A 23,219-nucleotide genomic window follows, 5' to 3' on the forward strand; every position below is an offset into this window, starting at 1 on the left:
AAGGGTAGGAAAAAGAGAGCGGAAGAGACGAGGAATCGAAACATCAGCCGCAGTTACTCGCCGCATGTCTGAAATAGCCGCTGCATGCGCTCCACATTGTGGTCGTCCAGCGGCTTCGAGAAATAGCCGTGCACTTCCTTGTAGTGCGCCGCTTTCGTGATGTCATCAGGATGGATGGAGGAGGTCAGGATAAACACGCACACGCTCGTGGGTAGGGGCAGACCAGAGAAGGCGTCTAAAAACTCCCAGCCATCCATCAGGGGCATATTCAGGTCCAGCACAATCAGATCGGGCAGGTCAGCGCCGTTGTGAAGCGCCGCAGATAGATGGTCAAAGGCCCGCTGACCGTTGGCATACGTTTGCACCTTCTCACAGGCCAGTGACTTCCGCAGAATTAGCTTGGTGATGGAGGAAGTAATCGGGTCATCTTCTACCACGTAAGCCAGCTTAGGCGTTTTCATTGAAATAGACTTTAAAGGTAGACCCAACTCCCACCTCGCTTTCCACGGCAATGCTGCCCTGCATGGCTTCGATTTGGTTTTTGGTAATGAACAAGCCTACCCCGCGCGCATCTTCATTATCGTGGAAGGTTTTATACATGCCAAATAGCTTCGCGCGGTTTTTCACCATATCAATACCCAGGCCGTTGTCCTGCACCTTCAATACGATGAAACCCGGTTCCTGGTACGTGTGCAACCGGATAACGGCGGGCCGGTGTGGCGAGCGGTACTTCACGGCGTTGCTGATCAGGTTGAGCAGAATACTATCGAGGTAGGCCGGAACGACGGTAATGGCGAGGTCAGCGGGCACGTGCACGTCCATCGTTATCTTGTGCTGATGGATTAACACGCTCAACGCTTCCAGTGTTCTGTCGATTTCGGCCCGCAGGAAGCGCCGTTCTTTGGGCTTGTTGACGTTGCTGTTCACAGCAACGATATCGCTCAGATTGACGATGGTTTCGGCTAGCTTTTGAGTGCTGGTTTGGAGCATCTGCAAAAACATGGCGTGCTGCTCCTCGTCTTCCGCTTCCGTGAGCAGCTGCACCAGCGAGGTAAGGTTGGCGGAGTGCGAGCGGATGTTGTGGGAGATGATGTAGGCGAAATTTTGCAGCCGGATGTTCTGTTGGCTGGTTACATCCAGCAGGTGCTGAGACTTTTGCAGGTTCTCTACTAGCAGCGTCACGTCGTAGCCCACGCACAGAATTTCCTCTACTTGGCCCTGCTCATTGAGCGTTCCTTTCAGCTCCCAGTGGTTCGATTTGACGGTGTTATCAGAGGAGAGCTTGCGCAGAATAACCTGGTGGCCTACCTCGGGCTCCTCGAAACACCGCATCACCATAGCTAGACATTTCTGGCGGTCTTCTTCAATAATGCTGAGCAACGAAGAAGTGCCTATAATATCCTGCCCATACCCGAAACGCTCGTAAAAAATATCATTGGCGTAGGTGTAGTCGCCCTTCGTATCGGTCTTCACAATATAGACCGACTGATTGCTCAGAATTAGGCCGTAGTGGTTGGCTATTTCCTCGGCATAAGCCTCCGCGTGCTTTTCCTTGGTGATGTTGCGCAGGGCTACCAGCAGGCGTGTGGGCGTGCCTTGCTCATTGCGCAGCAGCAGGCCCTGGCCGCGCAACCACACCACGGAGCCATCCCGATGGGTGCACCGCAACAGATGATCGTATGAATGATCGGGGTCTTGCAGGCAGGCTTCCAGATGCAGTTGGGCCAGTGCCAAATCAGCGGGGTGCATGGTCGCCCGCCACGGGGTAGGGCCAGCAGGTACCTGCTCGGGCTCATAACCCAGCGTGCGCCAGAAGGTAGGGCTCACCCAATCATGTTCGTGCGTAGTCGCCTGCACATCCTGGTACCACAACCCATCGAGTACCTGGGTCTGCAAAAAGTCAAAAATGACAGTTTTCGTCATAAGGTGCTGGTACAATTCAGCTTCGGCGCTACCCTGGTTCATTTTGTATAAGGCTAAAGCGCCGTACTAACGTTGTGGCGCTGAACAGAAAACTCCCCAAAAAGTAGTTGAAAGCGCATAGCGCACAACCATATTGGGACAGGTAGAAGCGCCTGCAATAGTCTAGCCATACTGATAAATAAATATAATTTTATAATATAATAAAGGCTTAACAAGCCTGTTGTTTAGTGTATAATATAACTATAACGATGTAAAAGAATGATTGACTAAAAATATTGTCACTTTTCGGCTAATGCGTATTTTCAATCGGGGAAAGTAGATTGTAGCTCGGCCAAATGTGAGAAATAAAGCAACAGAGGTAGGGACGTGAGAGGCTTATTGCGTGTTGTGCGGAATGTCTGCGAATCTGAAGTTTAAACACTCCAACGCATAGAAAGCGGGCGGTGTGGAGTGCTTCGGTTTGATTAGCGGATAAGAAACGAGTAGGAGGATAGCCTTAGTATCGTTCCTCCTTACGGGTGGAACGGAGGTCGAGCAGATAGGCATAGCGAATACGAGAAGCCTTACCCTGCGGACCTAATAAGGTATATACCAAAGCACAGGGTAGGGACGTTTCCGCTAGAAAGTAGCACAATTCCTACCCTAGCCCGGCAATTTTCGCTACTTTTGGCCGATTCCGGGCGGATGGCGCCCCTTTCCGTAACGCCTCGTAATGAAGTTTATACCCCGTCTGGCGCTGGCTGCCTCGCTCAGCGCCGCCGTTCCGGCCGCTACCTTGGCCCAGCAAACGCAGGTTTTCACCAATACCGAATGCTATTACCAGGAAGGCCTGGAGCTGTTCGATCGGGCCAAGTATGGCGCGGCCCAGCAGGCATTTCGCCGCTACCTGGCCGCCACGGAGCGCCGCGCTGGCACCCAACTCACCCAGGACCGCGGCGCAGACGCCGAGTACTACGATGCCGTATCGGGCCTCTACCTGCTGCACCCCGACGCCGAGGGCCAGATGCTGGCCTTTGCGGCTCATAATCCGGCTCACCCCAAGGCTGCCTCGGCCTTTTTGGAGCTGGGCAAGTTTTACTTTGCCAAGAAAGACTACCCCAAGGCCGTCGACTACCTGCAACGGGTAGAGGCCGATAACCTGGCGCTGGAGCAGCGGGGCGAGGCCGAGTTCAAGCTGGCTTATTCCTACTTCGCCCAAAAAGAGTTCGACAAGGCCAAGTTGCTGTTTGACCGCAGCAAGCAGGGCAACCACCAGTACCGCTACGCCAGCAGCTACTATGCCGGCTACCTGGCCTACCAGGCCGGCGACTACGCCGCCGCCCGCCAGGACCTGGGCGTGGCCGAGCAGAACGACGCCTACCGCCCCGTAGTGCCGGCTGTGATGAGCCAGATTTACTACAAGGAAGGCGACTACGATGGCCTGATCCGCTACGGCGCGGCCGCGCTGAACCAAACGCCGCCCCCGCAGTCGGCCGACGAAATCCAGCTGCTGGTGGGCGACGCCTACTACCAGAAGCAGGATTTTAAGCAGGCCGCGCCCTACTTTGATAAGTACGCCGCCGGCCGCAAGCGCATCGAGCCGGCCTTGCAGTATAAAATTGGGTACGCCAACTACCAGTTGGGCGACTACAAGAACGCCGCCAACAGCTTTAAAACCGTGGCGGCCCGCAAGGACTCGCTGGGGCAGAACGCGGCTTACCACCTGGGCTTGAGCTACCTGAAGCTCAATCAGAAGCAGCCCGCCCTCAACGCCTTCGACGCGGCCCGCAAGGCCACCTTCGACCAGCAGATTACGGAAAATGCCACCGTGAAGTACGCCCAAATCAACTACGAGCTGGGTAACTCGCAGGAGGTGACTACGGTGTTGCAGGACTTCGACAAGCAGTACCCGCGCTCCAAGAACGCCGACGTGGTGGACGATTTGCTGAGCACCAGCTTCCTGAACTCGTCGGACTACGCCAAGGCCATTGCCTACCTCGAAAAGCTGAACTCGCTGAGCCCCAAGCTGAAGGCTACCTACCAGCGCGTGACGTACTTGCAGGCGGCCACGCTCTATAACAACAGCCAGTTCACGGAGGCACTGGCGTTGCTGGACAAGTCGCTGAAATATCCGCAGGACGACGCCCTGCGTGCCCAGGCGCAAGTGTTGCAGGGGGAGATTTACAGCGTGGGCCAGCGCTACCCCGAGGCCATTACGGCCTACGCCGCGGCGGCCCGCACCACCCGCTCGGGCGGTGGTGCCGACAATGACATTGAGCAGCAGGCCCGCTATGGCCTCGGCTATGCCTACTATAATACCAAGGACTACGCCCGCGCCAAGCCACAGTTTACCGCGTGGCTGGGCGACAAAACCGCCCGCCCGGCCAACCCTAACTACTACGATGTGACCCTGCGCCTGGGCGACATCGCCTACGTGGACAAAACCTACCCGCAGGCGCTGACTTATTACGACAAAGTCATTCAGGCCAATGCGGCCGACAAGGACTACGCTTACTACCAAAAAAGCGTGGTGCTGGGCCTGTTGGGCCGCCGCGACGAGGCTGCCGGCACGCTCAGCACATTGCTGAAAACCAACCCCAACTCGCGCTACGCCGAGCAGGCCGTGTACCAGCAGGCCGAGCTGGATTTTCAGGGTGCCAATTTCCAGGCTGCCGTGGATGGCTTCTCGCGCTTGTTGAAAGCTCGCCCCAATAGCGCGTTGGCCCCGCAGGCGTTACAAAAGCGCGGTGTGGCCTACGCCAATCTAGAGCAGCACGACAAAGCCGTGGCTGATTTTCAGCAGGTATTAAATCAGTACCCCGGCACGCAGGCCGCTAATAGTGCCCTGTATAGCTTGCAGGAAAGCCTCACGGCGCTGGGTCGCACGGAGGAGTTCGATAAGTCTCTGGCGCAGTTCAAGCAGCAGAACCCACAGAGCAACGCCGCCGTGAGCGTGGAGTTTGAAGCGGCCAAGTCGCTGTACCTGGCCGAGAAATACGCCCAGGCCATTCCGCGCCTGGAAAGCTACCTTAAGCAGTATCCCGATAACGCCCTGGCCGCTAACGGCCGCTACTACCTGGCCGATTCCTACCTGCAAACCAACAAGCCAGGCGAGGCACTGCCCCGCCTGAAAGCGGTGGTAGAGGAAAACAAGAGCGAGTACGTGAACCGCGCCGTGAGCCGCGTGGCCGATCTGGAGTACGCCAACAAGAATTATCCTGAGGCCATTAAGTACTTCCAGCGCCTGCGCGAGTCCAGCACCAACAAGCGCGAAGTGGCCAATGCCGGGGTAGGGCTGATGAAAAGCTACTACGAAAGCGGCGACTACGACAACACCCGCCGCGTGGCCCAAGAGCTGATTGCGCAGAGTGGCGCGTCGTTGAGTGCGGCCGGTGCGGCCCCGCTCTACCTGGGCAAGGCGAGCTACAAAGCCGGCAACCTTGATCAGGCCATTACGGAGCTGAACAAAGCTGCCGCCGGCACCGACGAAAACGCTGCCGAAGCGCAGTATGCTGTGGCGCAGATTCTGTTTGAGCAGAAGAAATATGACGATGCCCTGGACGCCGCCTACAAAACCAACGGCTCGGCTTTCGAGACGTGGCAGGGTAGGGGCTTCCTGCTGATTGCCGACATCTACGCCGCGCAAGGTGATACGTTCCAGGCCCGCGCCACGCTCAACTCCATCATCGACAACAACTTCCCGTTAGCCGAGATTATTGAAGGTGCCAAGCAGCGCCTATCGGCTCTGCCGGCCGAGGGTAGCAGCACGACGCCAGCCGCACCGGCCGCCGCACCCGCTGCGCCTACCACCAAGAAACCCGCTACTCGTCAATCGGCACCTGTCCGCAGTAACCTCACGCCCACCACCGCGCCACCCGACTCCACGGCCACGCCGCAGTAGGTTCGAATGGTAGCGAAAATCATTTGTCATCCTGAGCATGTGGCGCATCAAGCCAGTGTCGAAGGCCTTCTCACGTGAAACCAATAAGCGCAATAAATTGATCTAGCGTGAGAAGGTCCTTCGCAGGCTCAGGATGACAACTGTTTTCTATTACTCCCGTCACTCGACAACAACTAAAAACCACCCACCCCGTCGTCTGGCTCCCCCCTCTCCCCGAGGTAATGCGCATTAAGCATTTGCAGGGGGGCGGGGGGGTAAGGTCCCACGCCAGCACAACCATTCCATGAAACGAACTACCTACTATACCTACCTGGCCCTGGCTACGCTGACTGCTGCGCCGCTTGCTGCCCAGGCTCAGAAAAAGCCCGGCGGCAAGATTGAAGAGGCCGAAGTGGAGATTGTGAAGGAGCGCGTGAACCAGTTGCCCGAAGCGGCCCGCAACTACGAAAAAGTAGCCATCGAGCCGCCGACCAAGCAGGCGGCCGCTACCACCTATAACTACCCCGATTTTCGCCTACCCACCGACCGGCTTAACCCCGCGGTGCGGGTGCTCACCATCCGGCAGGAAGACTTGTTGCCGCTCACGGGCAACTACGTGAAAGCCGGTTTGGGCAACTACGGCACCGTGTATGGCAAAGCCTACCTGCACAACACCCGCGACGACCGCGCCAGCTACGGCCTCGATTTCAGCCATCTGTCGTCGTCGCGTGGGCCGATTGACAAGCAGAACTCGCGCCAGGCCCAGACTCGCCTGGGCCTGAACGGGGAGATTTACAACGGCCCGGTGGCGCTGGGTGCCAAGCTGGACGTAGGCCGTGAGCGGTACAACTTCTACGGCTACAACCGCAACGTGCCCGATCTGCCCGACGACCCCGACGCGCTGAAGCAGGTGTTCTACCGCGCTGCGGCCAAGGTGTACGTGCGCAACCGCTCCGCCGACGCTCCTTTCCAATACGATTTGGGGGTAGGGTTCAACTACTGGAAAGACCAGTTTGAGGCCCGCGAAAGCAACTTTAATATCGGCTTCAAATCGGCGTATTCACTGGCCGAAAAGGGGCGCGTGGTGGTGAATGGCGACCTGTCGTTCATCTCGCAGCAGGATTCTATTGGCACTGTGAGCCGACCGTTTGTGCAGATTGCACCCAGCTACGAGTTACTGTTGAACCGTCTGGCCATATCCGTGGGCGCTAACCTGGGGTACACCGGCGACACCATCAACGACCGAAGCCAGTTCAAAATTTACCCCGCTGTGCGCGTGGGCTACACTGTTACGGAAGATAAGTTTCTGGTGTATGCAGGCTTGGGCGGCGCCTTGCAGCGCGTCACGCTCTACGACCTGACCACCGAAAACCCCTGGCTGGCGAAGAACCAGCGCGTGGCCGACACCCGTCGCGGTCCTACCCTCTACGTGGGCTTCAATTCTACGCCCGCCCGCAACCTGGAGCTGAACGCCAAAGTGACGGTTTCCAACGACCAGAACCTGTATTTCTACAACAACAACGCCCGCGACACTACCAAGTTTGACTTGGTGTATGACGAGAAATCAACTCAGCTGTTGCAGGTGCACGCCGAGGCGCTGTACAACGCCGCCGAGAAGTTCCGGCTGGGCCTGAAGGCCGACTACAACGGCTACAACACCAAAACCCTGGCCGAAGCTTTCCACCGGCCCAAATTCCAAACCAGCATCTTCGGCAGCTACAACGCCAGCGAGAAGCTGCGCGTGGGTGCCGAGCTGTATACGTATAGCTCTAGCTACGGCACGGGCTACCGCCCGGTGCTCACGCCGGCCGGCACTGTGCGCGAGCGGGTAGTGCTGCCTACCAGCTCCGTAATAGACCTGAACCTGAAGGCTGATTACCGATTCTCGGAAAATCTGTCAATCTTTGCCATGGGCAATAATTTGCTCAACCGCCAATACCAGTACTTCCTGAACTACCCAGTGAAAGGAATTAACGTTTTGGCAGGTGTTACGTATGATTTTTAACCGCTCACTGTGTTAATGCCTGATTTTGCGTTGCATTGCTATTCCATGTAGGACCTTTCCGGTCTTGCTACCCCATTGTGCTAAAGTGGGGTAGCAAGACCGGAAAGGTTTTCAATTTTTAGCGGCTGACCAATATCTTGTCGTTTTCTGTTACCCTCTGACCTTCCTGCCCGTGCAGCTTTCCGACCATATTCGCACCCTGCTTCAACACCACGATTGCGTTATTATTCCTGATTTTGGTGGGTTGATTGCCGACTACGCCCCAGCGCAGATTCATCCGGTGCGCCATACCTTGGCGCCGCCTACCAAGCGTGTGGCCTTCAATCAGTCGTTGACTCGCAACGATGGGTTGCTGGTCGATGCGCTGAGTCGCGCCCTGGGTGTAAGCGCCGGGCATGCCCGCCAGCTGGTGCAGGATGCCGTAGCTCGCCTGCGCACCGATCTGGAGAATCAGCAACGCGCCGAGCTGCCCGGTATCGGCGTGTTCCGGCAAGCGGCGGGTCGTGGGCTGGATTTTGAATACACGGGCTCCCAAAACCTGCTGCCCGCCAGCTACGGCCTGCCAGAGCTAGTGTCGCGGCCGGTGCGCGCTACGGATGCGCTGCTAGCTCGCGAGCGGCAGCCGGCCGTGCCGCAGTTGGCCGCCGGACGCCGGGCTCGGCGCCTGTGGCAGTCAGCAGCCGTGGCAGTGGTGGTAGGGCTGGCGCTGTCAGCGCAGTACCTGTATATCCTCAATCTTGATTTTCTGCCCGACGCGCTACGATTCAGTAGTGGTGCACCGGCGCAATCGGAAGTATCGGCGCCGGCTTCGGTGCGGCCTATGCGCCAGCAGGCTACCCTGTCGCCACGCCCCGATAATACGGAGTGGTCGACGGTAGCAGAAGCGCCCGTTGAGGCTGCTACCCCCGTAGCTGCGGAAGACCCAGCTACTGCCGCTGCGTGGGGAACCGAAGTAGCCACGCCTGCCCCGGCGCCCACGGTAGCGGTGCCCGCCGCTAAAAAAGCTGCGCCGGTAACCACTGTACCCGCTGCTCCGGCTAAAAAATCAACTCCGGTAGCCGCTGCCAAACCCGCGGTGGTAGCACCCACCAAAGCTGTGGCTCCTACCGTGGCACCAGCTGCCAAAGTTGAGACTACAATTAAAAGCCGCACGGGCCGTTTCTACGTTATTGCTGATGTGTTCAACTCCCTGCCGAAAGCTCAGCAGCGCCTGACGCAGCTAAGCAAGCAAGGACAAGACGCGCAAATTATTCTGCCTTCCGCAACCAGCCGCTACTACCGCGTGTCAGTAGGAAACTTCACCGACAAGCCAACAGCCACCGCGCACTTAGCGCAGCTGAAAAAGTATTCCAGTTCCTCCCCCTGGGTTCTCCCTTACTAGTCTAGCATGAGTGCATTCCTGCTGCAGATTACCACTGCCGCCACCGTAGCCGCTGACTCTGCCGCCGCAGCTACCAACGTTCCCGTTGCCGATACCACCGACCTCTCCCTGCTCGACCTGATTCTAAAGGGCGGCTGGATTATGGTGCCAATCTTTCTGCTTTCGTTCGTTTCGATTTATATCATGATCGAGCGGTATATCACGATTCGGCGGGCAGCGACTATTCCCGGCGGCTTCATGGGTAGCATCAAGAGCCTGATGGTGCGCGGCGACTTGCAGGGAGCTAAAATGCTGTGCGCGCAAACGCCCTCACCGCTAGCCCGTATGATTGAGAAGGGTATTCGCCGCATTGGCCTACCCTTACAGGAGATTGAGGCCAGCGTAGAAAACGTAGGCAAAATTGAAGTAGCCCGCCTCGAAAAAGGTATTGGCGTGCTGGGCATCATTGCTGGTATTGCGCCCATGCTCGGTTTCGTGGGTACGATTATCGGCGTAATCAAGATTTTCTACTCCATCTCCACCACCGGTGACTTCGGCATCGCGCAGATTTCGGGTGGTTTGTACACCAAGATGGTGACTTCGGCCGCCGGCCTCATCGTGGGTATCATTGCCCACATTGGCTACCACTGGCTCAGCATCATGGTCGAAAACCTGGTGCTACGCATGGAGAACTCCGCCGTGGAGTTCATGGATATTCTACAGGACAACTAAAAGTTTGTTAGCTGTTAGTTGATGGCTGTTGGCTATTAGCTTGACGTTCGAGAAAAGCTAACAGCTATCAGCCAAAAGCTAACAGCTCAAGAAGATGAATCTCACCCGTCGCCGAAAGCTTTCTTCGCACGTCGAGACCAGCTCGATGAACGACATCATGTTCTTTTTGATGTTGTTTTTCCTGATTGTGAGCACGATGGTGAACCCAAACGTGATTAAGCTCATGCTGCCCAATGCCCGTTCGGGTAAGGCCGTCATGAAGCAGACCATCAATGTATCGGTGAATGCCAACGGGGAGTACTTCATTGACCGCCAGCCCGTAACGGCTGCTACTCTGGAGCAGGAATTAGGTAGCCGCGTGCAGGGCCAGGAAAATACTACCGTCGTGCTGCGCGTTGATTCTGGCCTGAACGTGCAGAAGCTGGTAGATGTACTGGAAATCGGCAACCGCCTGAAAATCAAAATGGTCATGGCCACGCAGGCCCAAAAGTGACAGAGCGGCTAAGTGACTGAGTGAGTTCTCGCTTTGTTGCTCGGCCATCTAGCTGCTTAGGTGCTGCATTTACGAAGAGGGTTTTTTGTTTGACCGCACGTCGAACAGCAAAATTCACTTAGCCACTCAATCACTCAGTCACTCTATGGCAACCCACCGCGAAGAGCACCGCCGCGAGGCCCTCCTGGGAGCCGTGATTATTCACGGACTGCTGGCCGCGGTGTTTGTATTTACTGTGTTTCGGGAGCCCGATCCGCCCCTGACCTTTGGTGGCGATGGGGTAGAGCTGAACTATGGCATTGATGAGGCTGGTTCGGGTGACATTCAGAGCCTAGCCACGGCCAACGACTCGCGCAACCGCGAGGACAGCCGTCCGCCCGCCAATAATCCGTCGCCCCAGCCGCGGGCCGCTCCCGTAACGACACCGCCGAGCCCGCCCCAGCCGGCCGTGCAGGAGAAGATAATAACCAGCGAGGCCGAGGAAAGTCCTGTATCGGTGCCGCCCGTGACGCGGGCTGCGCCCCGGCCTACCCCCGAGCCACCCCGCGAGGAGGTACGGGAAGAAGCGCCGCCCAAACCAGCTCCCAAGCCCCGCACGCTCTACACGCCCCGCGGTAGTGCCTCGGGTGGCGGCAACGGCGTGAACGGCACCAGCAACACGCCCACTGGCAACAACAACGGCGACCGGCCCGGCAGCGTGGGTGACCAAGGCGACCCACGCGGCACCCTCGATGCCAAGGCACTGTACGGCCAGCCCGGCAGCGGTGGTAGCGGCAGCAGCCCCGGCAGCGGCGGCGCGGGCGGGCTGGAAATGAGCGGTTGGGCTTTTGTAAACCGCCCCACTGCGCCAGCTCTGGACAATAACTCCGGTTTCGTGCGCTTCCGCATCAAGGTGAATGCCGATGGTGAGGTAGATGCTATTACGAAGGTGTCCGGTAACGTGTCGGCAGCGCAGGAAAAAGCCTGTCGTGATGCCTTACAAAACGCCGAGTTCCGGCGGACTACCTCGGCCACGGGCGGTGGCTCGGGCTATTACACCTTCCGCTTTACAGTACGATAAAACCGCTTTCTGTTACTTTTGCAACGCCGCCGACTGGATTTCTGGTCGGCGGCGTTGTCCTTCTAGTCCGCTTCTGATGAACTACACCGAAACCCTGGCTTATCTTTATCAGCAACTGCCCATGTACCAGCGGGTAGGGGCGGCGGGCTTCAAGAAAGGCCTCGGCAACACGGAAGCACTGGCGGTGGCAATGGGCAACCCCGAGCGAAAGTTTCGGGCTGTGCACGTGGCGGGCACCAACGGCAAGGGGAGCAGCTCCAACATGCTGGCCGCCGTGTTGCAAGCGGCCGGCTACCGGGTAGGGCTCTACACGTCGCCGCACCTGCGCGAGTTCACGGAGCGCATCCGCCTCAACGGACAAGAGCTAACGCCCGATTATCTGGTGCAATGGGTAGCGAGATGGCAGCCATTGTTCGAGGAAATCCAGCCGTCATTTTTTGAGATGTGCGTAGCGCTGGCCTACTCGTATTTTGCCGAGGAGCAGGTAGATATTGCCGTAATAGAGGTAGGGCTGGGCGGTCGGCTGGATTCCACCAATATCATCACGCCGCTCGTCTCGCTCATCACCAACATCAGCTACGACCACCAAGCTATGCTCGGCGACACGCTGCCACTGATTGCCGCCGAAAAAGCGGGCATCATTAAGCCCGGCGTACCGGCCATCATCAGCCAGACCCAGCCGGAGGTAGTGGAGGTTTTCGAGCAGAAAGCTCAGGCGGAAAACGCGCCATTGCTTTTTGCTGATCAGGAATATCAAGTGTTGCAACCCGTGGAAACTGTCGCGCCTGAAGCGGCTACCCAACTGGTAGACGTGCAACGCCACGGCACGCCCTACCTGGCGCAGTTGGAGCTAGGGTTGCTGGGCGACTACCAGCGCCTGAACCTGCCCGGCGTGCTGGCCACGGTGGACGAATTGCAGCAACAGGGTTTCACGATTTCAGAAGATGCCTTGCGCACGGGCTTGCGTGAAGTCAGCCGCCTCACCGGCTTTGCTGGTCGCTGGACCATCATCAGTCGTCAGCCTCTCACCATCTGCGACACGGCCCATAATGAGGCCGGCCTGCGCCTGACCATGCACCAATTGGCCCAACTGCCGCACCAACAACTTCATCTTGTACTAGGTGTTGTTAATGATAAAGACGTGTCCCCGGTACTGCGCCTGCTACCCCCAGAGGCCACCTACTATTTCTGCCAGGCCAGCATCCCGCGGGCTTTGCCAGCCGAAGCGCTGGCTGCTCAGGCGGCCGAAGTAGGGCTGCACGGTGCCGCCTACCCCACAGTGGCCGAAGCGGTGCAAGCGGCCCGCGCCGCCGCCACGGCCGAAGACGTCGTCTATATTGGCGGTAGTACTTTTGTAGTGGCCGAGGTAGACGAGCTTTAATACTTTTTTCGCTGTCATCCTGCGCTTGCGAAGGACCTTATCAGGTTAGAACGAGTCGTTGTTACGCCTGTCGTTCTACCGTGAGAAGGTTCTTCACAAGCGCAGGATGACAGACGGGTTACCATTCACAATCGCACCATTTCACCACTCCGTGAGTCGAATCAAATTAATCCGCTTTGCGGAAAATGCCAACCGTCCGGATATTGTAGAACCGGGTAAGGATACGTATCAGCAATTGGGCGGGCGTTGGCACGAGGCTTTTTTTCAGAATAATCATCCCATTACCCTAGAGGTAGGCTGCGGCAAGGGCGAGTACACGGTAGGGCTGGCCGAGCGCTACCCCGAACGCAATTTCCTGGGCCTCGACATCAAGGGTGACCGAATTTGGCGGGGGAGTACTCGTGCCGAGGCGTTGGGCCTCACGAATGTGGGCTTCGTGCGCACCCGCGCCCACGACCTGCTCACGCACTTCGCGCCCGGCGAGTTGACCGAAATCTGGATTACCTTCCCCGACCCGCGCCCCCGCGACCGGGATATCAAGCGCCGCCTCACCTCGCCGCGCTTCCTGGATCTGTACCAGCAAACCTTACAGCCCGGCGGCCTCATCCACCTCAAAACCGACAATGAAGGACTGTTCGAGTATACGCTGGAGGTACTGCAAGAACGCCCCGGCGCTACCATCCTGGCGCACACCAAAGACCTCTACGCCACGCCCGAGCTGCTACCCCACGCCGAGGACATCCAGACAACCTTCGAGCGTAAATACCGCACGTTGGGCGTGCCGATTAAGTACGTGCAGTTTACACTGAGTTGAAGGAATAGGAAGTAGTGAGGTAATAAAATGGTGAATAGAAGCAGCATGTCTGTCATGCTGAGCTTGCGAAGAACCTTATGCCCTCAGAACAACAGGCGTAACAACGACTCATGCTGACGTGAGAAGGTCCTTCGCAAGCGCAGGATGACAAACGACTTTTTACTCTTTCCTCTCTCTACTCTTCTAACGCCTCAAACACTGCTTCCAACTCCGTAAAATCGCGCAGACCAGGTTTGATTTCGTCGCCGCCGGAGAGGATGAAGCCGGCCGGCTGCACGGTATCGAGTAGGGAAAGCACGTTGTTGGGGGTAATAGCACCGCTGAGCCATAGCGGGAAACGGGCGGCGGCTTCTGCCAGCGCCTGCTGAGTGGTAATGTCTAGGTGAGTCGAATCGAGCGTGACGACTACCCCAAAACCAGCCGGGAAAACGGAGGTGTATTGCTGCGCCATTTCCTCGCGCTGGGCGCTGCTGATGGTATCGGCGAGATTCACGGTGAGCAAAGAGGCTACCGAAAGTGGCGTGGTAGGTAGCTGTCGTAGCAACACTTCCTGAAGGCCACATTCCTCCACCAGCCGATTAATCTCTGATACCGGCTGCGCGTCGAACTCGCCCAGCAGCTTCACGCCGGCCACCCAACCGGCCAGCTCACCCATGAGGGTAGGCGTCACGGCATCAGGCAGGGTAGGGTCGAGGGTGAAGATGAGGCCGTCGGCGCCCATGCCGGCGCAGTAGCGGGCGTCGGATAGGTTGTTGATGCCGCGAACGAGAACGGGGATACGGAGCATAGAGGGGTAGGGTCTTAGGGACTTGGGGAACTTGGGGCCGTGGTTTTATTAGACGCCCAGCCCGCAAGCACCGGCCGGTTGAAAGTGCAAAGATTGACAAAAGTATACTTGCCATTCCGCGCACGGCGAGGAATCTGTTGAATAATCGTTGTGTTGGTGTTTTTTAGATTTCTCGCTCTGCGCGGAATGACAACGACAATCAGCCTCAAAACGCAATTCCGTATCTTTGCCCAGCGGCCGGGAACTTTGGACTCCCGGGCGTTTTTCTACTCTCCATGAACACGATGAAAGGACGGGTGCTGGTCGCGATGAGCGGCGGCATCGACAGCTCGGTGGCGGCGGTACTGCTGCACGAGCAAGGCTACGAGGTGGTCGGTATGACCATGAAAACCTGGGACTATGCTTCGGCGGGTGGTTCCAAAAAGGAAACCGGCTGCTGCTCCCTCGACAGCATCAACGACGCCCGGCAGATTGCCGTGGAGCTGGGTTTTCCGCACTATATTATCGACATCCGTGACGAGTTCGGGGATTTTGTCATTAGCAACTTCACCGACGAGTACTTAGCGGGCCGCACGCCCAACCCCTGCGTGCTCTGCAACACCCACATCAAGTGGGATGCCTTGCTGCGCCGCGCCGATCAGCTCGGTTGCGAGTTCATCGCCACGGGGCACTACGCCCAGGTGCGCCACGAAGACGGCCGCTACGTGATTAGCAAAGGCGTGGACGAGAACAAGGACCAGTCGTACGCCCTGTGGGGGGTGTCGCAGGAAAGCCTGAGCCGCACGCTATTTCCCTTGGGCGCCATGCGCAAAACCGAGATTTACGACGAGGCACGCCGCCGTGGCTTCACAGAGCTGGTCAACAAGCCCGAGAGCTACGAAATTTGCTTCATTCCCGACAACGATTACCGCGGTTTTCTGCGTCGCCGGGTGCCGGGCCTGGAGGAGCGCGTGGCTGGCGGCCAGTTTGTGCTGCGCGACGGTACGGTGGTGGGTACCCACGCGGGCTACCCCTTCTACACCATTGGGCAGCGCAAGGGCCTGGGCGTGGCGCTGGGTTTCCCGGTCTACGTTACGGCCATTCACCCCGAAACCAACCAGGTAGTGCTGGGCAATTACGACGACTTGGCCAGTACGGCCACCGTGGTTGGCAAGCTGAATATGGGCAAATTTGCCTCTCTGGAAGGCCGTGGTCTGGTTCCCAGTACCACCAAAGTGCGATACAACCACGATGGTGCCCCAGCGTTTCTGGAGCAGGTAGGCGATAAAGTTCGCGTGTACTTCGAGGAGCCCGTGCACGCCATCACGCCCGGTCAGGCCGCTGTGTTCTACGACGGCCAGGACGTGCTGGGCGGCGGTTGGATAGAACGGCACGTTATTGGCGAGCTACCGCTACCGGCCGAGCTGGCTGCTCTTTAAGTGGCGGGTTGCCCGTAGCAAGTTGTATATGAAGACCGTCATTTCGAGCTTGTCGAGAAATCTTGCGTCCTCCTGGTAATTCCTAACGATTGGATTACTGTAGCACGCGAGATTTCTCGACAAGCTCGAAATGACGGTCTAACTAGCAACTGACAACTAGAAACTGAATTATGACGCAACGCTATACGCGGCCGTTAGGCCAGTTACTACTTATTGGCTCACTGGCGTTGGCCGCTGTGGCCTGCACAAAGAGCAATGAGGAAACACCCGCACCCGAAAACGATTACTACCCTGTGACGGTAGGCACCTACCGTACCTACGCCGTGACTGACAGCCTCTGGCGCGACAACGTGCTGACGGTGCAGCAGTTTCAGTTCCGGGAGCGGGTGGCGGGTACCTTCACCGATGCTAGCGGGCAGACGGCTTACAACGTGATCCGCTCGCGCCGTGCTACCGCCACCGAAGCTTGGCAGGACGACAGCACCCTGGTGCTGCTGCCCACTGACCGTACCCTGCAACAGATTCGCAACAACCGCCGCACCGTGGAGCTGGTGTTTCCTACCCGCACCGGCTACAGCTGGAACCGCGACGCGTACAACGCCTTGGATACCGTGACGGCCCAGAACCGGCAGTACCAGCAAGTAGGGGAGTCTTATACGGTGAACGGCCGCACTTACGAACGCACCGTAACCACCACCGATACCGAACTCAATACTGCCACCGGCACTACCCTCGACGACGGCCTCTACAACGTGGCCAAGTACCGGCAGGTATATGCCCAGGGCGTAGGTCCGGTAGCACGCGTGCGGAGGCGGTTTGTGTACTGCGGTACCGGCAATTGTGTTCCCTCCAAAACCAATATATATCGTGGGCAGGTGCGCCGGGAAACGCTGTTGGAAACCGGTAATCTATAAGCGGTAGGATAGTTACTTAGTTTGCTAAAAATATGAGAAACGGCCTGTGGAAACACGGGCCGTTTCTCCTTTGTATTGCAAAGGAATATTGGGATAGAGAGAGGGTATTAAAATACGTAGAAGCCGCAAAAAAGCTGTATCTTGGAAGCTAATAAGTAGCGCCATCCTCATGCGGATTCTCATTTTATTAGTAATGGCCTGCTGGTCATTCACAAACCGGGCGGCAGCTGCGCTGCGGCCCCCAGGCGTGCCCACTGTGCGCAAGCACCTGGTCTATCTGCGCGACAAAGCCAACACCCCGTACAGCCTCAGCGCCCCCCAACGCTTTCTAACCGCCCGCGCCCTGGAGCGCCGTACCCGCCAAGGCATCGCCCTACAATCCCGCGACCTACCTGTAGATCCTGTCTACGTAGAGCAGGTGCAGTCCGTAAGCGGTGCCAAGGTATGGTACACCTCGCGGTGGTTCAATGCGGTGGTAGTGGAGTGCGACTCTGCTACCCTGGCCGTGGTGCAGGCGCTGCCGTGCGTGCGAAGTGCGCGTACGCTCAATCGGAGTGGGGTAGGGGTTGTCGTTTCGCCGGTCGGCGAGGGTAGCGCGCCTACTGTCGCCCGCCCCGCCGGTACCCGCGCCGACTACGGCAGGGCCTACGCCCAAACCCACCAGATTGGGGCCGACGTGATGCACGATGCTGGTTTTCGGGGCGAAGGCATGCAGATTGCCGTATTTGATGGTGGCTTTCCGGGAGTGAATACGGGGGCAGTTTTCACCTCGCTCTATCAGGAAAACCGCTTAGCTAGCGTGTACAACTTCGTTGGACGCGACCAGAATGTATATCAGTATGACAACCACGGTACGCTGGTGCTCTCCACGATGGCCGGTAACCAACCCGGCGTCTTTATCGGTACGGCTCCGCAGGCAACCTACCATCTGTTTGTTACGGAGGATGTCGCCTCGGAGCAACCGGTTGAGGAAGTCAACTGGTTGATTGCCGCCGAGCGCGCCGATTCGCTGGGCATCGACATCATCAACTCTTCGTTGGGCTATAACACCTTCGACGCACCTTCTGTCGACTACACCTACGCCGAGCTAGATGGCCGCACCGCACTCAGCACGCGGGCGGCTACCGTGGCGGCGCGGGTAGGAATGCTGGTAGTCAGCAGTGCCGGCAACGAGGGCAACAACCGCTGGCGCTACCTCACGGCCCCCGCCGACGCTGATTCCATCCTGACGGTAGGCGCTGTGGACTCGCTGGGCGCTCGGGCTAACTTCAGTTCTATTGGTCCTACGGCCGATAACCGCCTGAAGCCCAATGTGAGTGCTATGGGCCGGCAGGCGGCCTTTGTGTATCCCAGCGGAGCCATAGGGCGCGGCAATGGTACCTCCTTTTCCAGCCCTATCACGGCGGGACTGGCCGCCGGTTTTTGGCAGGCACACCCCACGCTCACGGCGCAGCAGGTAATTGAGTATCTGCAACGCTCGGCTTCGCAAGCCACCACGCCGGATACTCTCTTAGGCTACGGCATCCCCAACTTTGGGCGGGCGCAGCAAGCGGTGGCGGGTATCCCCCTACCCACGGCGCCCACCGTGGGGGTAGGGAATCGGGTACAATTGTATCCGAATCCTGTGCCGGCCGGCGCGGCCGCGTGCACCCTGCAGCTCCCCGCCGAGCTACGCAGTCAGCCGCTGGAAGTGCGCCTCTACGATGTGCGGGGGACGCTGGTAACAACACTGCTGTTGCCCGCATCTAACGCCGCCATCGTGCAGCTGCCTACTACCGCGTTGCGGCCGGGTGTATATAGCTGCCGATTGGGTAGGAGCGGCGGCCCCCCCTACACGTTGCGCCTGATTCGATTGTAGCGCAGCCGCTGGCTCGGTTCACGGCTGGCTTTCTCTTGTTTTTTTAATTCCTTACTTTTTTTCGATGTTACAATTAATGGTGACCAAGCGCATTGGTCGACGACAGTTTCACTTCACCGTGCAAGGCCCCAACTTCCACGAGGTAGTGGCCGAATACGACCGTCTGAGCTTCCCCGACGTGCCCGCCTGCGGCCTCTGCGGTTCCGACAACCTGGACCTCACCTCCCGCGTGGCCCAGGACAAGTTCAAATATACCAGCGTCAAATGCCTCGATTGCCGGGGCGACGTGACGTTCGGTAAAACCCAGAAAGACGACCAAACCTACTTCCTGCGCAAGCGCGAAAACGGCGAAATCGACTGGCAAGCCTGGAAAAAGTAATGAAATGGTGAGTGGTGAGAGGGTGAGGTTGACGTTCTGCTGGCGCAGTTTGCGCACATGGCGCTATTAGAACATCAACCTCACTATCTCACCACTCACCGTTTCACTACTATCTTCGCCCTATGAATGCTACCCGTCCGAAACCTCAGCTGGCGCCTTCGCTGCTGGCCAGTGATTTTGCCAACCTGCAAGCCGAAGTGGAGCGCTTGGCCGATAGCGCCGCCGACTGGCTGCATTGCGACGTGATGGACGGCCGTTTCGTGCCTAATATTTCCTTTGGTGTGCCCGTGCTGGAAGCCATTGCCCGCTACGCCAAGCAGCCCCTCGACGTGCACCTGATGATCGAAAGTCCGCAGGACTACCTGCACGCCATTCGCGATGCGGGCGCTAGTAGCATCACGGTGCATTACGAGGCTTGTCCGCACCTGCATCGGGTGGTGCAGCAAATCAAGAAGCTGGGCTGCAAAGCATGCGTGGCTCTGAATCCGGCTACCCCCGTGAGTTTGCTCGAAGATATTGCCCCCGATCTGGATATGGTATTGGTAATGTCCGTGAATCCCGGCTTCGGCGGCCAAACGTTCATCCCGAACACCCTGCGTAAAGTAGCTGCCCTAAAAGAATTGCTGGTAGACTGTGGCTCCCCGGCTCTTATTGAAATCGATGGGGGCGTGAGCAGCGACAACGCCGCCGCCCTGGTGCAGGCCGGCGCCGATGTGCTGGTGGCTGGTAGCTTTGTGTTCAGCGGCGGCGACCCGGTGGGCACGCTGTCCAAGTTACGCCAACAGGTGGATGAGGTGGCGTATTGATTGCTAATGCGCTGATGAGTTGATGGAGTTATATGATAGGTGTTATAGAATGGTTGTCAGTGAGGTCGTAGTGTTGCATTATATCATCAGCATATCAACCAATTAGCATATCAGATAATCAATATATGACGCACTCGGACCGTTCGGGTTGTTTTTTTTGGGGAATTGTAGCGGTGTTGCTGTTGGGCGGAATGCCCGCCGCCGTGGCGCAGCAAGTAGCTTCGCAGTTGGTGAGTGGCACTGTCCGCGACGCGGCCGGCGAGCCATTGCCCCAAGTGGGGGTAGGCGTGGAAGGCCAGCCCGGCGGCACTACGACAAACGAGCAAGGCTATTTTCGGCTGCGGGTGTTATTTCCGGCGGGTGAACCCGCGCCGGTGCTGGTGGTGCGCAGCCTAGGATTTCAGGCTCTGCGTGTGCCTCTGGCGACCACTATACCTCAGCCATTGCAGCTCACCTTGCAGGCCGATTCCCGCGCCATCGGCAACGTAACCGTACGCGGCCGCCGCGACCAAGCCGATACCCGCGAGCAGGTTAGCCTCACGCCCCTCGACCCGCGGGCGGTGAAGGAATTGCCCTCCACCTTTGGCGATTTCAACAAGATCCTGACCACCCTACCTGGCGTGGTAGCCAACAACGAACTGACCAGCACCTACTCGGTGCGGGGGGGTAACTACGAGGAAAACCTCGTGTATGTGAACGGCTTCGAGGTATACCGGCCGTTTCTGGTGACGGCCGCCCAACAGGAAGGCCTCAGCTTCATCAACCCCGATTTGGTGGAGAACGTGGAGTTTTCGACCGGTGGCTGGCAGCCGAAGTACGGTGATAAGCTGTCCTCGGTGCTGAGCGCGCAGTACAAAACGCCCCGCCGTTTTGCTGCTTCGGGCTCGGCTAGTCTGGTAGGTGGCACGGCCCACGTGGAAGCCACTTCACCCAATAAGCGCGTGAGCTACCTGGCCGGCGTGCGCTACAAAAACGCCCGCTACGTGTTGCAGTCGCTGCGCCAGCAGCAGGGCGGCTACAACCCTACCTTCTACGACGGCCAGTTCTACGTGAATGCTAATCTGGGTCGTGCGGGTGACGAAACCCGCACCTCGTTGGGGGTACTAGCCACAACGGCCCACAACGATTTTCGTTTCACGCCGGAGAGTGGGCAGAGCACCTTCAACGCAGCGGGCAACCAACTTACGCGCCTCACCATCTTCTACGACGGCCGCGAGCGGATGCAGTACGACACCTACCAGGGCGGCCTGAACCTGCGCCACCGCTTCACCGACCGCCTGCAAGGCGAGCTGCTGGCCGGCGCGTTTATATCGCGGGAGCTGGAGTACCGCGACGTGGAGGCCAGCTACCGTTTCTCGGAGGTGAACCGCACTCCCGGCCCCGATTTCAACCGCGAGGTGCGCGTGCGCGACGTAGGCTCCCGCTTCGACCACTCCCGCAACACGCTGCTGGCGAAGGTGTTTACGCTGGAAGCTCGAGGTCAGTGGACGCCCGCCGCCCGCCATCTGGTACGCTTCGGGGTGAAGACGGGTAGGGAGCAGATTGACGATCAGCTGGACGAGTATAGCTTCGTAGATTCGGCTGATTATGTGCCCGAGTACCGCCGCACCCGCCTGGTATCGGACCTGAATCTGGACAGCTACCGCACCCAGGGCTACGTGCAGAATACCGTTGACATAGATTCCTTGAAAACGCTCACGCTGGGCGTGCGGGCGCATTATTGGTCTGTCAATCAGCAGCTAATCGTGAGCCCGCGGGTGCAGTATGCGCAGGTGTCGCGCCGCCATCCTAATGTATCGTATAAGGCGGCCGTGGGCCTGTATGCTCAGCCGCCCTTTTACCGCGAGTTACGCAACCAGACCGGCACGCAGGCTACCCCGCAAGATGCGCTGCTCATTCAGGCTCAACTCAATCCCGAGCTGCGGGCACAAAAGTCGCTGCACGCCATTGCAGGCACCGAAATCCGTTTTCAGCAGTTTGACCGGCCGTTCTGCTTCTCGGGCGAGGTATATTATAAGTACCTGACCGATGTGGTGCCCTACGACGTGGACAACCTGCGCCTGCGCTACTTTGCCAAAAACAACGCCCGTGCCTACGCCACCGGAATCGATGCGCGCATCAGCGGGGAGTTTGTGCGCGGCGCCGAATCGTGGTTCAGCCTGGGCGTGCTGACAACGCGCGAGAACCTGGATGGCGACTCGATGAACGTCTACAACGCCCAGGGCCAGGTAACGGGTAGGGAAGCCAAAGGCTACATCCGCCGCCCCAGCGACCAGCGCCTGAACGCGGGCATTTTCTTCCAGGACCACCTTCCCGACAATCCTTCGGTGCGGGGCTACGTGAACCTGGTTTTCGGCACGGGCCTACCCTTCAGCCCCCCCAATGACCCCGACGCCCGCGGCACCAGCACGCTAGTGCGCTCCTACAAGCGCGTAGACCTGGGCTTCTCCAAAGTGCTAACGGTGCGCGCCGAGTCCGAGAATAGCCGCCACCCCGGCCAACTGCAAAGCCTGTGGCTCGGGTTGGAAATCCTCAACGTGCTGCAAGCCAATAACGTAGCCGGCTATAGCTACGTGCAGGACATCAATGGCCGGACGTACGCCGTGGCCAATTACCTCTCGCAACGGGTGGTAAACCTGCGCCTGATCGGGCGGTTTTAGAACTTATGTCAACAACAGCAGCGCCTCCCTACCCTCGGATGGTAGGAAGGCGCTGTTGTTGTCTAGTACATTACGTGCGTTACTGACCAACTTCACCGGCAACGGGAGGCTGCTGACGACGCTGCTGCTCCTGTTCGTAAAAGGCTAGTTCCAGCTTGTAGGGTTGCACGTTCCAGGTAGGCTGCGCCTTATGAATATTCTGGATGAGCGTGCGGGCAAAATCCGGAGTCAAGCAAATGGTTTTCTCCTCCGGCCGGGCATAGGCTTGCTGGCAGGAAGTCAGAAACGATTCCAGCGTTTGGATATCCTCTTTGGCTTTGCCTTGTACCTGGTTGGGCGGCGTCCGCTTCTGCGGAATAGACTGCGAGCCAGCCTTAAAATGCGTGGTAGTAGCGGCGGCCTTGTCCGCTTTGTGCGCCGCGTTCGACTTGGTTCGCGTGGCCAACACAACACCGCTCCCAATCAAGCGCCCAATAGCAACAGCTGACTGCGCCTTTGTTACGAAAGGTAGGAATGCAAGGGTAGGAAAGAGTAAAGGTTTTTTCATATATGTGTAAAAAGAATAAACAAGAGAAAATCGATCTGCAAGTATAGTATAGCTGTTTTAAAGCTGCGTGGCTTAACTAAGTGTTTATAGGATAAATTATACATTATATAAGGCCTGTGCCAAGATGACGGACGTCTTTTGAATACAGTTTCAGTAGTAAAACTAGAAGGGGTATGTAGCTCAGCTACATACCCCTTCTAGTTGAATGTTTGCTCTTGGAATA

General features: G+C 58.0%; 18 protein-coding genes. 14 read left to right on the plus strand and 4 right to left on the minus strand.

The annotated features are described in order from the left end of the window. Positions 1 to 53: 53 nt before the first annotated feature. Together J4D97_RS03390 and J4D97_RS03395 are read right to left on the minus strand one after the other, a co-directional pair. Positions 54 to 461 (minus strand): response regulator, encoded by a 408-nt coding sequence (locus tag J4D97_RS03390; RefSeq protein ID WP_185283638.1) that lies wholly within the window; start codon positions 459 to 461, stop codon positions 54 to 56. Further along, positions 448 to 1,923, minus strand: coding sequence for a sensor histidine kinase (locus tag J4D97_RS03395; protein ID WP_208306350.1), 1,476 nt, complete (start codon positions 1,921 to 1,923; stop codon positions 448 to 450). The genes J4D97_RS03390 and J4D97_RS03395 overlap by 14 nt, the downstream gene beginning before the upstream one ends. A gap of 712 nt (positions 1,924 to 2,635) precedes the next feature. On the opposite strand from J4D97_RS03395, the gene J4D97_RS03400 reads away from it, so the two are divergent. From J4D97_RS03400 to trmB, 8 genes are all read left to right on the plus strand, one after another. Further along, positions 2,636 to 5,803: a tetratricopeptide repeat protein gene (locus J4D97_RS03400; RefSeq protein ID WP_208306351.1), complete on the plus strand. Its 3,168-nt coding sequence runs from the start codon at positions 2,636 to 2,638 to the stop codon at positions 5,801 to 5,803. A gap of 283 nt (positions 5,804 to 6,086) precedes the next feature. Then, the gene (locus J4D97_RS03405) at positions 6,087 to 7,787 is read left to right on the plus strand and encodes a TonB-dependent receptor (RefSeq protein ID WP_208306352.1); all 1,701 of its coding nucleotides are present in this window, start codon (positions 6,087 to 6,089) and stop codon (positions 7,785 to 7,787) included. Between the two features lie 172 nt (positions 7,788 to 7,959). After that, entirely contained in the window at positions 7,960 to 9,168 is a 1,209-nt protein-coding gene (locus J4D97_RS03410; RefSeq protein WP_208306353.1) for an SPOR domain-containing protein, read from the plus strand. A 6-nt stretch (positions 9,169 to 9,174) separates the two neighbouring features. Beyond that, positions 9,175 to 9,879 (plus strand): MotA/TolQ/ExbB proton channel family protein, encoded by a 705-nt coding sequence (locus J4D97_RS03415; RefSeq protein WP_185283643.1) that lies wholly within the window; start codon positions 9,175 to 9,177, stop codon positions 9,877 to 9,879. A 94-nt stretch (positions 9,880 to 9,973) separates the two neighbouring features. Further along, positions 9,974 to 10,372 (plus strand): ExbD/TolR family protein, encoded by a 399-nt coding sequence (locus J4D97_RS03420; protein ID WP_185283644.1) that lies wholly within the window; start codon positions 9,974 to 9,976, stop codon positions 10,370 to 10,372. A 145-nt stretch (positions 10,373 to 10,517) separates the two neighbouring features. Next, complete coding sequence (locus J4D97_RS03425) at positions 10,518 to 11,432, plus strand: hypothetical protein (RefSeq protein ID WP_208306354.1); 915 nt, start codon at positions 10,518 to 10,520, stop codon at positions 11,430 to 11,432. A gap of 76 nt (positions 11,433 to 11,508) precedes the next feature. Continuing rightward, the gene (locus J4D97_RS03430; protein ID WP_208306355.1) at positions 11,509 to 12,813 is read left to right on the plus strand and encodes a bifunctional folylpolyglutamate synthase/dihydrofolate synthase; all 1,305 of its coding nucleotides are present in this window, start codon (positions 11,509 to 11,511) and stop codon (positions 12,811 to 12,813) included. Between the two features lie 151 nt (positions 12,814 to 12,964). Next, positions 12,965 to 13,627: a tRNA (guanosine(46)-N7)-methyltransferase TrmB gene (gene trmB / locus J4D97_RS03435; RefSeq protein ID WP_208306356.1), complete on the plus strand. Its 663-nt coding sequence runs from the start codon at positions 12,965 to 12,967 to the stop codon at positions 13,625 to 13,627. A 175-nt stretch (positions 13,628 to 13,802) separates the two neighbouring features. Here the strand turns inward: trmB and J4D97_RS03440 are convergent, their stop codons facing one another. Beyond that, positions 13,803 to 14,414, minus strand: a complete 612-nt coding sequence (locus J4D97_RS03440; protein WP_208306357.1) for a hypothetical protein — start codon at positions 14,412 to 14,414, stop codon at positions 13,803 to 13,805. 275 nt (positions 14,415 to 14,689) lie between these two features. On the opposite strand from J4D97_RS03440, the gene mnmA reads away from it, so the two are divergent. The 6 genes from mnmA to J4D97_RS03470 all read left to right on the plus strand — a co-directional run bounded on the left by mnmA (position 14,690) and on the right by J4D97_RS03470 (position 22,449). Next, entirely contained in the window at positions 14,690 to 15,832 is a 1,143-nt protein-coding gene (mnmA, locus tag J4D97_RS03445) for a tRNA 2-thiouridine(34) synthase MnmA (RefSeq protein WP_243900102.1), read from the plus strand. 170 nt (positions 15,833 to 16,002) lie between these two features. Further along, positions 16,003 to 16,746: a hypothetical protein gene (locus J4D97_RS03450; RefSeq protein ID WP_208306358.1), complete on the plus strand. Its 744-nt coding sequence runs from the start codon at positions 16,003 to 16,005 to the stop codon at positions 16,744 to 16,746. Positions 16,747 to 16,915: 169 nt separating this feature from the next. After that, the gene (locus J4D97_RS03455; protein ID WP_208306359.1) at positions 16,916 to 18,604 is read left to right on the plus strand and encodes a S8 family peptidase; all 1,689 of its coding nucleotides are present in this window, start codon (positions 16,916 to 16,918) and stop codon (positions 18,602 to 18,604) included. A gap of 64 nt (positions 18,605 to 18,668) precedes the next feature. Further along, complete coding sequence (locus J4D97_RS03460; RefSeq protein ID WP_185283651.1) at positions 18,669 to 18,983, plus strand: hypothetical protein; 315 nt, start codon at positions 18,669 to 18,671, stop codon at positions 18,981 to 18,983. Positions 18,984 to 19,105: 122 nt separating this feature from the next. Continuing rightward, positions 19,106 to 19,789, plus strand: a complete 684-nt coding sequence (gene rpe, locus J4D97_RS03465) for a ribulose-phosphate 3-epimerase (protein WP_185283652.1) — start codon at positions 19,106 to 19,108, stop codon at positions 19,787 to 19,789. 125 nt (positions 19,790 to 19,914) lie between these two features. Then, positions 19,915 to 22,449, plus strand: coding sequence for a TonB-dependent receptor (locus J4D97_RS03470; protein WP_208306360.1), 2,535 nt, complete (start codon positions 19,915 to 19,917; stop codon positions 22,447 to 22,449). 79 nt (positions 22,450 to 22,528) lie between these two features. Here the strand turns inward: J4D97_RS03470 and J4D97_RS03475 are convergent, their stop codons facing one another. Beyond that, positions 22,529 to 22,996 (minus strand): hypothetical protein, encoded by a 468-nt coding sequence (locus tag J4D97_RS03475; protein WP_208306361.1) that lies wholly within the window; start codon positions 22,994 to 22,996, stop codon positions 22,529 to 22,531. Positions 22,997 to 23,219 lie beyond the last annotated feature (223 nt).

This window comes from Hymenobacter defluvii, from assembly GCF_017589435.1.
GTDB lineage: Bacteria > Bacteroidota > Bacteroidia > Cytophagales > Hymenobacteraceae > Hymenobacter > Hymenobacter profundi.

Bases quoted from the DNA above. Each gene is read 5' to 3' on its own strand.
- J4D97_RS03455 (WP_208306359.1), top strand. From the start codon at position 16,916: ATGCGGATTCTCATTTTATTAGTAATGGCCTGCTGGTCATTCACAAAC.
- J4D97_RS03400 (WP_208306351.1), top strand. From the start codon at position 2,636: ATGAAGTTTATACCCCGTCTGGCGCTGGCTGCCTCGCTCAGCGCCGCC.
- mnmA (WP_243900102.1), top strand. From the start codon at position 14,690: ATGAACACGATGAAAGGACGGGTGCTGGTCGCGATGAGCGGCGGCATC.
- J4D97_RS03450 (WP_208306358.1), top strand. From the start codon at position 16,003: ATGACGCAACGCTATACGCGGCCGTTAGGCCAGTTACTACTTATTGGC.
- J4D97_RS03475 (WP_208306361.1), bottom strand. From the start codon at position 22,996: ATGAAAAAACCTTTACTCTTTCCTACCCTTGCATTCCTACCTTTCGTA.
- J4D97_RS03470 (WP_208306360.1), top strand. From the start codon at position 19,915: ATGACGCACTCGGACCGTTCGGGTTGTTTTTTTTGGGGAATTGTAGCG.
- J4D97_RS03420 (WP_185283644.1), top strand. From the start codon at position 9,974: ATGAATCTCACCCGTCGCCGAAAGCTTTCTTCGCACGTCGAGACCAGC.
- J4D97_RS03390 (WP_185283638.1), bottom strand. From the start codon at position 461: ATGAAAACGCCTAAGCTGGCTTACGTGGTAGAAGATGACCCGATTACT.
- J4D97_RS03395 (WP_208306350.1), bottom strand. From the start codon at position 1,923: ATGACGAAAACTGTCATTTTTGACTTTTTGCAGACCCAGGTACTCGAT.
- J4D97_RS03430 (WP_208306355.1), top strand. From the start codon at position 11,509: ATGAACTACACCGAAACCCTGGCTTATCTTTATCAGCAACTGCCCATG.
- J4D97_RS03460 (WP_185283651.1), top strand. From the start codon at position 18,669: ATGTTACAATTAATGGTGACCAAGCGCATTGGTCGACGACAGTTTCAC.
- J4D97_RS03405 (WP_208306352.1), top strand. From the start codon at position 6,087: ATGAAACGAACTACCTACTATACCTACCTGGCCCTGGCTACGCTGACT.
- rpe (WP_185283652.1), top strand. From the start codon at position 19,106: ATGAATGCTACCCGTCCGAAACCTCAGCTGGCGCCTTCGCTGCTGGCC.
- J4D97_RS03440 (WP_208306357.1), bottom strand. From the start codon at position 14,414: ATGCTCCGTATCCCCGTTCTCGTTCGCGGCATCAACAACCTATCCGAC.
- J4D97_RS03425 (WP_208306354.1), top strand. From the start codon at position 10,518: ATGGCAACCCACCGCGAAGAGCACCGCCGCGAGGCCCTCCTGGGAGCC.
- J4D97_RS03415 (WP_185283643.1), top strand. From the start codon at position 9,175: ATGAGTGCATTCCTGCTGCAGATTACCACTGCCGCCACCGTAGCCGCT.